Below are 14,431 nucleotides of genomic sequence, written 5' to 3' on the forward strand. Positions count from 1 at the left end.
CCCGCCTTGTCCCGTGCAATCGGGTCAGTAACGTGCGCGGACGTTCAGAAATGCGCGCCGCCCCACGAAGGGATATTGCGAGGCCGAGACGACGGGGCCGAGCATCGTGATCTGACCACCATTGAGCACCGAAACACGCGGCGGACGCGTGTTGAAGATGTTGCTCACGCCAGCCGTGATTTCGAAGCGGCCATCGCCGATTTCCTGCGTGATCGAGGCATTGTGATAGAAGGTCGCCTTGGTCGTCAGCAGTGGGCAATAGCGACCGCGCGTCGCCGAATCGATGCAGGGATCGTCGCCATTGCGGGCGAGGAAATCTGCGACATCCGACGTGCCGCCAATGACGTTCATGCCATAGAAGAGCGATGTTCCGCCTTTGGTCCAGTTGAGCCTGAAGTCACCGACCCATTGGGGCGACCCTGCTTCGCCGTTGTCGGACTGGAGCGGCGAGTTGGGAAGCAACCTGAAGTCGTCCTTAACTTGCCACGTCATGTCGGCGGTGAAGTTCAGCCGACCCGCACGCCCGAGATCATGGCGCACATTGACTTGAACGTCGACACCGCTGTTCTTCTGGCTCGCGATGTTGACGAACTGGTCGTAAACTTCATTGACCGCAAGCGGGTCGGCAGTCTGTCCACGTGTGAACAGGTTGCAGAGCGGCTCATTCGCGAAATCGTCGGAGTCATAGCAGCCGAACAAGATATTGTTTGCCCCGAGCTGCGTGATTTCGCCTTTCACGCGGATATTGAAGTAATCGACTGCGACGTTGAACGTTGTGTCCGGAAGGAAGGCGAATTTGGGCGACAAAACCCCGCCCAAGACCAAAGCTTTCGAGGTTTCGGCTTCGAGTTGCCCGAGACCGCCCTGCGAAAAGGCCGTGGCTGTGATGTTGCCGCCGACATAGGTGCCGGGGATCCCGTCAGCGGCACAATTGTCGGCGACGCGCTGCGTCGTCGAGCCGTCGGTGAGCCCCTGTTGCCAGTTGACGCACGGATCGATGTTCCGCGCATTCGGGAAGCTTGTTTCGTTCGCCAAAAACTGTTCGAACAATGCAGGCGCCCGGAATGATGTGCCGTAGCTTGCCCGGAACCGGATGATGTCGTTTAGCGCCCAGTTGGCGCCCAACTTGTATGTCCAGTTGCCGTTGTCGCTGTCCGACACGCCGTCCGATGCGCGCGTTGCCTTCACACTGGTGATGCGCGCCGCGCCCGACAGGGACAGATCCTTGAAGAAAGGCTTGTCGGCAAAAACGGGCACGTTGATTTCGCCGAAAGCTTCCTTGGTGATGCTTTTGCCGGCGGTAATGCCCGAAGCCGAGGCACCCCAGGCATTGGCGGCGAGCGTAATTTCACCGGGTACGTCGTTGATACGGTCGCGCCTTACGGTGACGCCAAGCCCCACCTGCAATGGTCCGGCGGGCAATTCGATCAAGTCGCCGTTGACCGTCGCCTCGCCGGTTAGCTGGGTATAGACGGTCTTGCCCTCTTCCCAAGAAAAGAGGAAATCAGTCTGCTCGGGCGTCAGCTCTCCGCGCAGGAAATAGGGATCCATCCACGGGAGGTCGATGCACTGCTTGCCCGAAACCGGGAGCACTGTGCCGACGCACGAACCGCCAAAATAAAGTCCCTGATCGATCCCGACGTCGTATACGTCCTGCAGGATTTGCTCGGTGCGATAGCGGCCGACACTCTTGCTATATTGGCCATAGGCCTCCCAGCGCCATTTGCTATCGCTGCCGAAATCTCCCCGCAGGCCACCGACACCGCGATAATAATCGACCTTCTGGCTACTGTCGGCGTGATTGGTAATGCCGGTGGGACTGACGAGGTTCACGCCCTCCCAGCCCGGCGCCCAAACATTGTAAATCGTTCCGGTGCCATAAAGGTCGCCGGTGTAACCGAAGTTCCAGAACTGGCGCCAGCCGTTCTGATAGGTCTTGCGGCGATTGAAGAGGAACTCGCCGAACAATTCGACCGACTCGCTCACTTCGAACGCACCTTCGGCATAGGCGGTTATCAGGCTGGTTTCCGGAATGATGGTCTGTTCTTCGACAAATGGATGGTAAGCATTCTGCACGGCAAGCGACGCGGTGTCATATCCCGTCGGGAACCAACCTGCAGGAACGCCGATGTCGCCAGGAAATGCCGGAGCACCGTATGTGGGAATGCCCAATGTTTCGCCCGGGTACTGGAACTGAATAAGATTGACGCCGCCAAACCTGGCCGTGTCGATGCCCGTGTTCGGGCCGCCGGGTCCATCAAGCGCCATGTTGCCGATGAGGTCATAGGTCCATACATGGCCCCAGCGAAGATCCTCGCACTTGAACTGGCCGGTGCGCGGATCGATCAGATCAGCGCGGCTGCCATCTTCGCGGAACGTATAGGCTTCGGGGCAGGCGAGGTAACTGCGGTCGCCGCGCGCCAGTTCGCGAATTTTGGTGTAGTCGGCGGCCACCAGGAAATGGCCGCGGCTGAAGGTCTTGCCCCAGATGGCGCTCAACCGATATTCTTCGCCGCCCCCGTCAAACGGAATCGATACATTGCCATTGAGTTCGACGCCGTCGGTATCGGTTTTGGTGATGATGTTGACCACACCCGCAACCGCGTCGGAACCATAGACCGACGACGCGCCAGTCTTCAATATTTGCACATTCTGTGCAATCGATTGGGGCAGGACGTTGAGGTCGAACGACGACACCGCGCCCCTTGTCCCGGCAGGGCCGGCACGGCGTCCATTGAGCAATACGAGCGTGCGGTTCGCGCCGAGACCGCGAAGATCGATGGTCTGCGCGCCGGGGCCGCCGTTGGTGACGAAGTTCGACGAAATCGCCGAGGTGATCTGCGTCGAGCCCGCCGCAACGGGCGAGCTTTGCAGCGTCGAGGCGAGATCGAACTTGCCTTCCTTCGACGCGATTTCGGGATCGATCACCGAAATCGGGTCGGGGCTGTTGAATGGCGTGACGCGGCTGAGGCGCGATCCGGTGACGACGATGGCGGGTTCGCTCGCGGCGGCTTCCTCTTCGCTCGTCTCCGTTGCCGCCGTGTCCTGGGCATAGGTCGGCGTCGCCAGGATGACGGCCATTGCCGACAGGCTGGCCAAGCCAAGATTGCGGCGCTGAAGTGGCGCCAAGCCATTGCTATATTTCATATTTTTTTCCCCGGTTTTTAGCCCAACGGCATTTTCCCCTGAAAATGCCTTGTCAGATGGCCCTTTGCAGACCTTATGACTTGTCAGGATTAAGAAGGTTTCAAAGCCAACCAGCCAAGTCAACCCAAAGCGCGCCCTTTTCGGCCTTTCGCGCCGCATGTGGCAAATTTGCCGCACTTGTGTGACGATTATTTGGTGGTCGTGTCCGGCCATCGGGACGGCGCCAGGTGATTGAAACGCCGCGGCACAGTCGATAGGGCGAAACCATGGCCCTTCGCCCGTCCCTTGCCCTTTTTCCGCCTGTGGTCCGCCGCCGATGACGCTGTCGACGGGCGCAGTATTTGCGCTGGGCATTTTTGCGGCTTTCTGGTTGCTCGCCGGCCTGTGGGCGGTCGGCCGCGGGGTGGCGATGCAGCGCCGCTCGGCCTTTGTCGCCGGGCAGACCGGACGGCTTGCGGGATTGCTGGAAGCGTCGCCCTATCTGCCCGTCGTCGTCCGGTCCGACTGGCGGATCGAGGCAAGCGACCGCCTGGGGCGCTGGCTGGGTCTTGGTCCGGGGCCACGCAGCTTCGACGAGCTGCGCGGACAGGATGCCGGGCTCGACGCCGAAGGGCATGAAGCGCTGCGGCAGGCGATCATCGGCGCGCAGCGCGGCGCGCGGCCCTTTACGCTGAGCCTCAGGCCGCTGGGCGGAACGCGCACGATCGTCGTGCATGGCGCCGCCGCGCCGCAGAGCGTTGCGGGGCCGGGCAGCGTGCTGTTGTGGCTGAGCGACGCGACCGACGGGGAGCAGGCGCTCGCGCGGGCGCGCGGCGAGCGCGACGAAGCGCTCGCGGCGTTCGAGGCGCTCTCGGGGCTGATCGAGGCGGCGCCTTTCCCCATGTGGTTCCGCGATACCGAGCTGCGCCTCGCGCTCGTCAACCGCGCCTATGTCCGCGCGGTCGAGGCGACGAGCGCCAATGCGGTGATCGACGAGGGGGTCGAGCTGTGCGAATCCGTCGCCGGCGTCAGCGCGACCGATACCGCCGAGGAAGCGCGCGAATCGGGCGTCACGCAGACGCGGACGATTCCGGTGACGATCGAAGGCGAACGTCGCATCATGCGCGTCGTCGACGTTCCGCTGTCGCCCAACGATGGCCATGTCATCGGGATTGCCGGTTACGCGATCGACATTCAGGAGCTCGAAAGCGAGCGCGGCGCGCATCGCCGTTTCGCCGACGCGCAGCGCGAACTGCTCGACCGGCTTTCGGCTGCGGTGGCGCAGTTCGGCCCCGACCAGGGGCTGATATTCGCCAATCAGCCGTTTCGCCGCCTGTTTTCGCTCGAAGCCGACAAGATTGCCGAAGCTCCGCCTTTTGCGCGACTGCTCGACGTGTGGCGCGATATCGGGCGGACGCCCGAAGTGCGCGATTTTCCCGAGTGGCGTCAGGCGCATGTCGACTGGTTCGCGCGCGCCGAGGCGAGCGAGGAGGACTGGCTGCTGCGCGACGGCACCCACCTGCGCGTTGTTGCCCAGCCGACGCCCGACGGCGGCCTGCTTCTGATCGCCGAGGACCGGACCGAGCAGGTGCAACTGGCGTCGACGCGCGACACGCTGCTCCGCGTGCGCACCGCGACCTTCGACAATCTGTTCGAGGCGATTGCGGTCTTTGCGCCCGATGGTCGGCTGCATCTGTGGAACCAGCGTTTCCGGCGCCTGTGGGGCATCGACGAGGGCACGCTCGCCGCGCACCCGCGCGTCGACACGCTGATGGGCGAGCTTGCCGACCGGCTCGCCAAGCCGAACCAGGTCAGCGTGGTGCAGGAAGTCATCCGTGCCGCGACGCTCGAACGCACGCAACGCCGCGGCGACATCCGTTTCGCCGACGGGCATCATTTCGATTTTGCCTCGATCCCGCTTCCCGACGGCAATGCGCTGCTCATCATGCTCGACGTCACCGACAGCCGCCGCATGGAAAGCGCGCTGCGCGAGCGGAACGAGGCGCTCGTCGTCGCCGACGAGGTCAAGACGGCCTTTCTGTCGCGCATGAGCTATGAATTGCGCACGCCGCTGACCTCGATCGGCGGGTTCGGCGAGATGTTGCAGGCGGGCTATGCGGGCAAGCTGTCCGACCAGCAGCAGGAATATATCGCGGCGATCATGGACTCGGTCGAGGTGCTGAGCCGGCATATCGACAATGTGCTCGACCTCGCGCAGGGCGAGGCAGGGACGTTGGTAGTGGAGCGCGCGACGGTCGACCTGCCCGCGCTGCTCGACAAAGCCCTCGCGAGTGCGCGGCCCCTGGCCGACGCCGAGCAGATCGAACTGGTCGGCAATCTGTCCGACGCGCTCGGGACGATCGAGGGCGATGCGCCGCGGCTGTCGCGGCTGGTGGCCGGGCTGCTCGACAATGCGATCCGCTACACCGCGCCCGAGCGGCGCGAGGGCGGGCGCGTATTGCTCCATGCGGACGGCGACGAGCGCGGCGTCGACATCATCGTTTCCGACAATGGACCCGGCCTTCCCGACGCGGTCGGCGCGATCACCAGGGGGACGCAGGCGGGCACCGCGACCGGCGGCATCGGCCTCGCGCTCGCGCGCCAGCTTGTCGACGCGCACGGCGGCGCGATGGAGGTCATCACCGAAAAGGGGCAGGGAACGATGGTCCGCATCAGCCTGCCGCGCCGCGGATGACGAGCTTTCGCCGGGACTATGAACTGGGCGAGGCCGAGCGCGTCGGCGCGGCGATCGGCGCGGCGCTGCGCGCGGGCGATGTCGTCGCGCTCTCGGGCGACCTCGGCGCGGGCAAGACGACGCTGGCGCGCGCGATGCTGAAGGCGCGCGGCCTCGCGGGAGAGGCGCCGAGCCCGACCTTCGCCATCGTGCAGCCCTATGCGCCGCCCGAGGTCGACCTGCCGATCGCGCATATCGACCTTTACCGAATCGAGGACGCGAGCGAACTGGTCGAACTGGGTCTCGACGATTACCGTCATGACGGCGCGCTGCTGATCGAATGGCCCGAGCGACTGGGCGATGGCGGCTGGCCCGACATGCTGTGGCTGGAGATTTCGGGGAGCGGCGAGCGGCGCGTCTTGACAGCGAAGGTGCCGCCCGCTTGGGAAGCGCGATGGCCGCTCCGATGATTCCGCCCGCCCATGCTCCGGCCTTCCTTGCCGCGCATGGCTGGCCCGATGCCCAGATTTTGCCGCTCGCGGGCGATGCCTCTTTCCGTCGTTACTTCCGCATCGTCGCGCCCGAGCGGTGCGCGGTCCTGATGGACGCGCCGCCGCCGCACGAGGACCCGCGGCCCTTCGTTGCGGTTGCCGAATGGCTGGGCGCGTGCGGCCTTACCGCGCCGACGATCCTTGCGCGCGACCTCGACAAGGGATTGCTGCTCATCGACGATTTCGGCGACGTCCGCCTGCGCGAGACGCTCGACGCGCAGCCGCAGGCCGAGGCCGAACATTATGCCGGCGTCACCGACCTGCTCGTCCACCTCCATGCGCAGCCGCCGATGGCGGGGTTGCCCGTCCACGGGCTCGACGAGTGGCTCGACGAGGTGATGCTGTTCACCGACTGGTATTGCCCGGCGCTCGAGATCGAGGTCGATCGCGACGCCTTTCGCGCCGCATGGGCCGAAGTGCTGGGGCCGGTCGAACGCGACGCGCTGCCGTGCGTCACCGTGCTGCGCGATTTCCATGCCGAGAATATCATGCTCGTCGCGGGCAAGGACGGGCTGGCGCATTATGGCCTGCTCGACTTTCAGGACGCGCGTGTCGGTCATCCCGCCTATGACCTTGCCTCGGTGCTCGAGGATGCGCGGCGCGACGTGTCCCCGGCGGTGGAGGCGGCGATGATCGACCGCTATATCGCCGCGACGGGGCAGGGCGAGGCGTTTCGCGCTGCCTATTGGGCATTGGCAGCGCAGCGCAACACGCGCATCCTTGGCGTCTTCGTGCGGCTGTGGAAGCGCGACGGCAAGCCGGGATACCGCCAGTTCCAGCCGCGCATGTGGGGCCTGCTCGAACGCGACCTCGCGCACCCGGCGCTTGTCGCGGTGCGGCAATGGTTCGACGCCAATATTCCCGCCGCGAAGCGCGCGGGCGCGTGGATGTGAACGGAGCGATGGCGGTGACGATCGAAAGCGCGATGGTGATGGCGGCAGGGCTCGGCAAGCGGATGCGGCCGCTGACCGCGACGCGCCCCAAGCCGCTGGTTCGCGTCGCGGGCAAGCCGCTGATCGACCATAGCCTCGACCGGATCGAGGCCGCGGGCATCGGCCATGTCGTCGTGAACGTCCATTATCTCGCCGACGCACTCGAGGCGCATCTTGCGAAACAGAAGCGTCGTTTCAGCATCGCGGTGTCCGACGAGCGCGGGCAACTGCTCGAAACCGGCGGCGGGATGGTCAAAGCGCTGCCGCTGCTGCGGGGCGACCCGATCCTGATCGTCAACAGCGACAATATCTGGACCGACGGTCCGCAGGACAGCATCCACCACCTCGCGCGCCACTGGGACGGGACGCGGATGGACGCGCTGCTGCTCCTTATCCGGCAGGCGAGCGCGACGGGGCACGCCGGACGCGGCGATTTTCACATGGACCCCGACGGGCGGCTGTCGCGGCGCAAGGCGGGACGGGTCGCGCCCTTTGTCTATACCGGCATCCAGCTCATTTCTCCGCGCCTGCTGGACGGCGCGCCCGAAGGGCCGTTTTCAACCAACATCTTGTGGGACCGCGCAATCGAGGCGGGGCGTCTGTTCGGCGTTTCGCACATGGGGCAATGGTTCGACGTCGGCACGCCCGCGAGCATCGCGCCGACCGAGGCGGCGCTGAGTGACGTCTGACCGCAAGCCGACCATCTTCACCATCCCGGTCCACCGGGCCTTTGCCGACGCGCTTGCCGCAGGGCTGATCGCCCGCTTTGCCGACGGCGCGCTCGGGCTGGCAGAAGGGATCGTCCTGCTCCCCAGCAATCGCGCGCGCAGCGCGGTGCAGGCGGCGTTCGTCCGCGCGGGCGGCGACGGGTTGCTGATGCCCCGGCTTGCGGTAATCGGCGACGCCGACCTCGACGAAAGCGTCGCGCTCGCGCTCGATACGATCGACGATGCCGCGCCGATCCCGCCGGCGATCGATACGCTGCGGCGGCGGCTGATGCTCGCCGAACTGATCGAGCGGCATACGCCCGCGGGCGAGGATCGCATCGCGGGCGCCGCGGCTTTCCAGCTTGCCGACGGGCTCGCGCGCGTCGTCGACCAGCTCCATTACGAAGAAGTGCCGGTCGCCGCGCTCGTCGACCTGGACCTCGGCCCCTATGCCGAACATTGGCAGGCGTCGCTCGCGCGGCTGCGGCTGCTCGTCGATCATTGGCCCGCCATGCTCGCGCAGACCGGCGCCATCGATCGCGCCGAGCGGCGCAACCGGTTGCTCGACCGCGTCGCGCTGTCATGGCGCGCGGCGCCGCCTGCGCGTTTCGTCGTCGCGGCGGGGATAACCACCGCTGCGCCCGCGATTGCGCGGCTGCTGCGTGCCGTTGCCGATCTGGAGCGGGGGATGGTCGTGCTGCCCGGACTCGACATGGCGATGGATGCCGCCGAATGGGACAGCCTCGGTCCGACGCGCCCCGATCCCGACAATCCGGCGCGGCCCGTCGAAACGCACCCGCAATATCATCTGAAGCTGCTGCTCGACCGCATCGGCGTTGCGCGCGCCGAGGTGACGGCGTGGGACGCAGCGTCGGACTTCGACGGACCGGCCGAGCGTGCCGAACTCGCCTCCTTGCTTTTCGCGCCCGCCGCCCATGCGGACCGCTGGCAGCGCGCGGGTGATCTGAACGTGGCGACCGCGGGGATCGAAAGCGCGGTTTTCGCCGATGACGGGCAGGAGGCGCAGGGAATCGCGCTGCTGATGCGCGCGGCGCTCGAAACGCCGGGGCGCACCGCGGCGCTGGTGACGCCCGACCGCGCGCTTGCCGAACGCGTCGCGGCGGCGCTGACCCGCTGGGACGTCGCGGTCGACGACAGCGCGGGGCAGGCGCTCGCGCGGACGCCGCCCGGTGCCTTGCTGCTCTTGCTCGCAGAGCTTGCGGCGGACTTCGACCCGGTGCGGTTGCTGGCGCTGCTGGGGCACCCGCTGGTTCGCAAGGGTGACGGCCGAACCTTGTGGCTCGACCAGTTGCGGCGGCTCGACCTGCTGCTGCGCGATCCGGGGCTGACGCCGGGCTGGGAAGGGGTAACGGCGCGCGCCGCCGAGCGTGCGTCCGACGCGAAGTCGCGCGGGCACGGGCTGGCCGTTCAGCTTTTGCCCTGGTGGCAGGATGTGGCGACGGCGATGGGCGACGCCCTCGCGCCTTTTGCCGCGCGCGCGCCTGCGCCTCCGGAGGCGTTGCTCGCGGCGCTCCAGCGCGCGCTCGAATGGCTTGCGGGCGATGCGGCGTGGAGCGGTCCTGCCGGTCGCGAGCTTGCGAAACTGTTCGACGACTGGGGGCTTGCGCGCGGCGCCGGTCCGGCGCTGGTCGATCCCGCCGATTTCCCCGCGATGCTCGGACAGCTGCTCGCGCAGGCGAGCGTGCGCCCGCCCTATGGCGGCCATCCGCGCCTGTTCATCTGGGGGTTGCTCGAGGCGCGGCTCCAGCGGGCCGACCTGATGATCCTTGGCGGGCTCGACGAAGGACGCTGGCCTGCCGCGACGCAGCCCGACCCGTGGCTTGCGCCCGGAATTCGCCGCCTGCTCGGCCTTCCTGCGCCCGAACGGCAGCAGGGGATGGCGGCGCATGATTTTGCCAGCGCGCTTGCCGCGCGCCGGGTGGTGATAACGCGCGCCGAGCGTAGCGGCGGCGACCCGGCGGTCGCGTCGCGTTTCTGGCTGCGGCTCGTCGCGCTCGCGGGCGACCTGCCCGAACCTGCGCCCGGCGGGGTTCCGCTCACGCGCCTCGCCGCCGAACTCGACCTGCCGTGCGGTCCCTCGACCCCCGCTGCACGGCCGCAGCCTGCCCCCCCCGTCGCCGAGCGGCCGCGCCGGATCAGCGTTACGGCGGTCGACCGCCTCGCGCGCGATCCCTTTGCCTTTTACGCGCAGGCGATGCTCGGCCTGTCGGCGCTCGACCCGCTCAGCGCGTCGCCCGATCCGCGCTGGCGCGGCACGCGCGTGCACAAGCTGTTCGAGGATTGGGTCCGCGGCGGCGCGACGGCAGAGGGGTTCGAGGCCGAACTCGAAGCCTTGCGCCGCGACCCGGCGTTCGACGCGCTCGCGCGTGCTTTCTGGCTGCCGCGCATCGAGCCTGCGCTGCGCTGGGCGGCGGCGCAGGTCCTGGGCGCTGCCGAACGCCGCCCCGTCGCGGTCGAGTGCAAGGGTGAGATCGCCATCGACGGCATCACGCTTCACGGCAAGGCCGACCGCATCGACCGCGACGGCGAAGGAAGGCTCGCCATCGTCGATTACAAGAGCGGCGGCGCGCCCAGCGCGAAGGCGGCGTTCGACAAGCTCGACAACCAGCTCGGCCTGCTCGGCCTGATCGCGCAGCGCGGCGGGTTCAAGGATATGCAAGCGGCCGATGTCGCCGCGCTCGAATATTGGAGCCTGCGCCCCGACCGGAAGGCGGGCGGGGCGGGGCGCATCGCGACGACCTATGGCCCGCGTAACGACTTGCCGAGCGCCGCGGCCGCGATCGACCATGCCGCCGACGCGCTGGCCGAATTCGCTGCGCTGTATCTGGTGGGCGACGCGCCCTTTGCGCCAGGCGAGGCGGCGGGATTCGGCGATTTCGACCAGCTCGCGCGCCGCGACGAATGGTTCGGGCGCGGGAGGGACGCGTGATGGCAAAGCCCGGCGGTCTCGCCATCTTGCACGCGCGGCAGGCGATGGCCGCCGACCCCGCGCATCATGTGTGGCTCGGCGCGTCGGCGGGGACGGGCAAGACGCAGGTGCTGTCGGCACGTGTGCTGCGGCTGCTGCTTAACGGCGTCGCGCCCGACGCGGTGCTGTGCATCACCTTCACCAAGGCGGGGGCGGCCGAAATGGCGCACCGCATCCACGAACGGCTCGCCACCTGGGTACGGATGGACGATGCCGAGCTGCGGCTCGACCTGCACGCGCTCGGGCTCGACTGGCAACGCCCCGGCCTGATCGATCGCGCCCGCGCGCTCTTTGCGACGGTGATCGACAGCCCCGGCGGTGCGATCCGCGTGCAGACGATCCACAGTTTTTGCCAGACCTTGCTCGCGAGCTTCCCGCTCGAGGCAAAGCTGCTCCCCGGTTTCCGCCCGATCGAGGAGGATGAGGCGGCGCGGCTCCAGCGACAGGTGCTCGGCGCGCTGATCGAGGCGGCGGGCGACGAGGCCGGGCGGCTGCGCGCCGCCGCGGCGATGCTCGCACGGCGGCTGGGGCAAGAGGCGGCGCTGTCCTTCCTGTCGCGCTGTGCGGCCGCATTCGGCGGGCCGCGGGCGCAGCTCGTGCCGACGGCGCGCGACCTGCGCGCGGCGTTCGATCTGCCGAGGGGCGACCCCGATGCCTGGCTGGTCGGTGAACTCGGGCGCGGGGCGATTGCCGACGCCGATATCAAGGCGGTCGCCGCGAGCGGCGCGGCCTGGGGGACCAAGACCGGACTCGCCTGCTCCGACGTGATGGTCGGGTGGCTCGTCGCCGACGCAGCGGGTCGCGCGGCGATGCTCGGCGAGCTTGTCGGCTGCTTCCTGACCGGCAAGGGCGAGCTGCGCGCCGATTTCGGCGGCGACAAGGGGCGGATGACCGACTGCGTCGACAGCGCGGTGCGGATTGTCGAGGCGGCGCAGCAACTGAGCGCAACCGCGACCGCGATGCGCGTCGCCGACGATCTTGCGGCGGCGTGGCTGCTCGGAAGCCGCTTTGCCGAAAGCTATGCGCTGGCGAAACGCGAGCGCGGGCTCGCCGATTTCGACGATCTGATAACCCTTGCCGGAACGCTGCTCCGCGTCAGCAATTTCGGCGAATGGGTGCGCTTCAAGCTCGACCAGCGCACCGACCACATCCTTGTCGACGAGGCGCAGGATACGAATATGCGCCAGTGGGGCATCGTGCTGTCGCTCGCCGAGGAGTTTTTCGCGGTGCACGGCGACGATGCCGAGCGGCTGCGCACGCTGTTCACCGTCGGCGACCGCAAACAGGCGATCTTTGGTTTCCAGGGCACCGACCCCGCCGCCTTCTCCACCGCGCGCGACCTGTTTCGCGCGCTCGGCGAGCGCGCGGGGCAGGCGTTCCAGAATGTCGACCTCGAATCCAATTATCGCTCGACCCCGGCGGTGCTCGACGTCGTCGACCGCTGGCTCGCCGACGGCGGAACGACGGCAATGGGCCTCGATGGCGCCGAGCCGCCGCACCTCCCTTTTCGCGAAGCGCAGGCGGGACAGGTCGAGCTGTGGGCGCCGCTGCCCGTCGGTCGCGCGCTCGATGGCGCGGCAGACGAAGCCGACGATGGCAGCGGCGACGGCAGCGCCCCGGCGCGCGATCCCGCGTCGATGCGCCTTGCCCACGCGATCGCCGACGAGGTGCAGGGCTGGATAGCGCATGGCAAGGACGGCCGGCCGGTCGCGCCGGGCGATATCATGATCCTCGTGCGGCGGCGGCGCGATCTTGCCGCGCGGATCGTCGCGCGGCTGCAGGCGCTGCACGTGCCGGTCGCGGGCGTCGACCGCTTTGCGCTCGTCCAGCCGCTCGCGGTGCAGGATCTGCTGGCGGCGATGCGTTTCGCCGTGCAGCCGCTCGACGACCTCAACCTTGCGTCGCTCCTCGTCTCGCCGCTCATCGGCTGGACGCATGACGAGCTTTACGCACGCACCCGCAAGCGCGGACGCGCGGCGATCTGGGAGCATCTGCGCGCGACCGAAGACGCGCTGCCCCCGGCGACGATGGCGGCGCTCCGCCAGCTTCTCGGCATGGCCGACTTCACGACGCCTTTCCGCTTCCTTGAAACCTTGCTGTCGGGGCCGATCGACGGGCGGCGCAAACTTTATGCACGGCTGGGACGCGAGGCGCGCGACCCGATCGACGAGCTGCTGAACCAGGCGCTTGCCTTCGAGGCGCGCGAGACCATGTCGCTGCTCGGCTTTCTGTCGGCGGTCGAGGCGAGCAAGGCCGACATCAAGCGCCAGACCGAGGCGCGAAGCGACGTGGTGCGCGTGATGACGGTGCACGGGTCGAAGGGGCTGCAGGCACCCATCGTCATCCTCGCCGATGCGACCGACGATGCCGCCATCGGCCATCGTCCGTTCACGGTCGATGTCGCGGGGTGGGAGAAGCTTCCGGTCTTTGCGCTGCCGACCGACGAGCGGCACGGCAGGCTTGCCGCCGCCTATAACGACGCCGCGCTCGCCGCGTCGCAGGAGCATTGGCGGCTCTTCTATGTCGCGATGACGCGTGCCGAGGAAATATTGGTCGTCGCCGGGGTCACGAAAAAGCCCGACGGTTCGGTTCCCGAGGCGAGCTGGCACAGCGCCGCCGACCGCACGCTGGAGGCGATGGGCTGCGCGTGGGAGGATGCGGGGGGCGCATGGGGGCAGCGCCGCGTCCACCGCGTTCACGCCGGGAAATGGGCGCGCAAGACCAAGGCCGCCAAAGCCACGCCGCCGCCGCTCGCCATCCCCGGCTGGGCGCACCAGCCGGCGCCCGAGGAAGCGCGCCCGCCGCGCCCGCTCGCGCCGTCGGCGCTGGGCGACGACGATGTCGCCGCACCGCCGCAGGGCGCGGGACGTTCGGCGGCGGCCGAGCGCGGGATCTTGCTGCACGCGCTGTTCGAGCGTCTGCCCCCGGTAGCTCCCGGGCGTCGCCGCGCCGCCGCGCTGCGCTGGCTGGAGGCGCAGGCGCCCGACATGGGAGCCAGTGAACGCGCGGCGATGGCCGACGAGGTGCTGCACATTCTCGACGACCCGGCGCATGCGGCGATCTTCGGCCCCGGAAGCCTCGCCGAAGTGCCGCTGTCGGCCGTTGTCGATGGCGGCGCCGTCGTCGCGGGGATTGTCGATCGCCTGCTCGTTACCGATGCGGCAGTCACGGTGATCGACTTCAAGACCGGACAGCATGTGCCCGCCGCCGCCGCCGACGTGGCGCCTGCCTATCTGCGGCAGATGGCGGCATATCGCGATGCGCTGCGCGTCATTTTTCCGGGGCGAGGGGTGAAGGCGGTGCTGCTCTACACCGCCGCGCCGCGGCTTCTGGGCCTCGACGATGCGCTGCTCGACGCGCACAAGCCGGGCTTGGCGGCAACCAAGGCGAATTTGCCGGGTTCGGCCCTTGAGCGCGCCGCATCGACGCCCTAGCTAGGGTGCAACAGCGAT

The 14,431-nt window shown here is 68.0% G+C and carries 7 protein-coding genes; 6 read left to right on the plus strand and 1 reads right to left on the minus strand.

The genetic code is table 11. From position 1 onward, the window contains the following. Positions 1-24: 24 nt before the first annotated feature. Complete coding sequence (locus H7692_RS11885; protein WP_222136971.1) at positions 25-3,147, minus strand: TonB-dependent receptor domain-containing protein; 3,123 nt, start codon at positions 3,145-3,147, stop codon at positions 25-27. A 316-nt stretch (positions 3,148-3,463) separates the two neighbouring features. On the opposite strand from H7692_RS11885, the gene H7692_RS11890 reads away from it, so the two are divergent. The 6 genes from H7692_RS11890 to addA are packed head-to-tail and all read left to right on the plus strand — an operon-like array spanning position 3,464 to position 14,413. Beyond that, complete coding sequence (locus H7692_RS11890) at positions 3,464-5,821, plus strand: sensor histidine kinase (protein WP_227340215.1); 2,358 nt, start codon at positions 3,464-3,466, stop codon at positions 5,819-5,821. Continuing rightward, on the plus strand, positions 5,818-6,270 hold the full coding sequence (tsaE, locus tag H7692_RS11895) for a tRNA (adenosine(37)-N6)-threonylcarbamoyltransferase complex ATPase subunit type 1 TsaE (protein WP_222136973.1): 453 nt from the start codon (positions 5,818-5,820) through the stop codon (positions 6,268-6,270). The genes H7692_RS11890 and tsaE overlap by 4 nt, the downstream gene beginning before the upstream one ends. Continuing rightward, a complete protein-coding gene (locus tag H7692_RS11900; RefSeq protein WP_201928735.1) occupies positions 6,267-7,244 on the plus strand; it encodes an aminoglycoside phosphotransferase family protein in 978 nt (325 codons plus the stop codon). Before tsaE ends, H7692_RS11900 begins: the two co-directional genes overlap by 4 nt. Before the next feature lie 8 nt (positions 7,245-7,252). Further along, complete coding sequence (locus H7692_RS11905) at positions 7,253-7,972, plus strand: nucleotidyltransferase family protein (RefSeq protein WP_201928734.1); 720 nt, start codon at positions 7,253-7,255, stop codon at positions 7,970-7,972. Continuing rightward, the gene (gene addB / locus H7692_RS11910) at positions 7,962-10,940 is read left to right on the plus strand and encodes a double-strand break repair protein AddB (protein WP_222136974.1); all 2,979 of its coding nucleotides are present in this window, start codon (positions 7,962-7,964) and stop codon (positions 10,938-10,940) included. Before H7692_RS11905 ends, addB begins: the two co-directional genes overlap by 11 nt. After that, positions 10,940-14,413, plus strand: a complete 3,474-nt coding sequence (gene addA, locus H7692_RS11915; RefSeq protein ID WP_222136975.1) for a double-strand break repair helicase AddA — start codon at positions 10,940-10,942, stop codon at positions 14,411-14,413. The genes addB and addA overlap by 1 nt, the downstream gene beginning before the upstream one ends. Positions 14,414-14,431 lie beyond the last annotated feature (18 nt).

The organism is Sphingopyxis sp. P8 (assembly GCF_020622175.1).
Taxonomy (GTDB): domain Bacteria; phylum Pseudomonadota; class Alphaproteobacteria; order Sphingomonadales; family Sphingomonadaceae; genus Sphingopyxis; species Sphingopyxis jiangsuensis.

Bases quoted from the DNA above. Each gene is read 5' to 3' on its own strand.
- H7692_RS11885 (WP_222136971.1), bottom strand. From the start codon at position 3,147: ATGAAATATAGCAATGGCTTGGCGCCACTTCAGCGCCGCAATCTTGGC.
- H7692_RS11890 (WP_227340215.1), top strand. From the start codon at position 3,464: ATGACGCTGTCGACGGGCGCAGTATTTGCGCTGGGCATTTTTGCGGCT.
- tsaE (WP_222136973.1), top strand. From the start codon at position 5,818: ATGACGAGCTTTCGCCGGGACTATGAACTGGGCGAGGCCGAGCGCGTC.
- H7692_RS11900 (WP_201928735.1), top strand. From the start codon at position 6,267: ATGATTCCGCCCGCCCATGCTCCGGCCTTCCTTGCCGCGCATGGCTGG.
- H7692_RS11905 (WP_201928734.1), top strand. From the start codon at position 7,253: ATGGCGGTGACGATCGAAAGCGCGATGGTGATGGCGGCAGGGCTCGGC.
- addA (WP_222136975.1), top strand. From the start codon at position 10,940: ATGGCAAAGCCCGGCGGTCTCGCCATCTTGCACGCGCGGCAGGCGATG.